Below are 663 nucleotides of genomic sequence, written 5' to 3' on the forward strand. Positions count from 1 at the left end.
CAAGTATTTCCTGCTGGGCGCGTTCTCCTCAGCGTTCTTCGCCTACGGCGCGGCCGCGATCCCGCCGAAGTCGACGGTCCCGGCGTAGCCGTAGATCAGCGCCGCGCCGTAGGCGAAGAACGCTGAGGAGAACGCGCCCAGCAGGAAATACTTGACCGCGGCCTCCTGCGAGAGGAGCCGTCGGCGCCGGGCCATGCCGCACAGGACGTACAGCGGCAGCGACAGCACCTCGAGAGCGATGAACAGGGTGATGAGGTCGTTGGCCGCCGGGAAGAGCATGAGCCCGCCGGTGGCGAACAGCGCGAGCGGGAACACCTCGGTCTGGGTGACGCCGGCGCGCTCGGCCTCCCGCTCGGCGTCGCCGCCCGGGGCCAGCGCGGCCTGAGGTGCGAACCCGGCGAGCACGGGCGGCCGCGGACGTGTCGCGCCGCCCACCGCGGTGCCGCCCACCGCCGCCCCGCCCACAGCGGCGCGGACCCCACCGGGTGGGGCCCCGCTCCCCAAACGCCCGGACACCACGACCCGCGCCGCGCGGACCACAGGGACCGCCGGGGGCGGGGGCGCCGCCCGCAGGGGGGCGGCGCCCGCGGGCGCGGGGGGCCCGTCATGACGTGATGGATCTCGTGGTCCACCCGGTGGCGCTCGGAGGTCTGGAGCAGCTTT

Annotated in this window: 1 pseudogene; it reads right to left on the bottom strand. The window is 75.0% G+C overall.

Features of this window, described 5'->3' with window-relative positions:
* Positions 1 to 48: 48 nt before the first annotated feature.
* Positions 49 to 402 (bottom strand): annotated as a pseudogene (locus KHA85_RS16510) (proton-conducting transporter transmembrane domain-containing protein); the annotation flags it as partial.
* Between the last annotated feature and the right edge of the window lie 261 nt (positions 403 to 663).

The sequence above is a fragment of the Dietzia massiliensis genome, assembly GCF_018390595.1.
Lineage (GTDB): Bacteria > Actinomycetota > Actinomycetes > Mycobacteriales > Mycobacteriaceae > Dietzia > Dietzia massiliensis.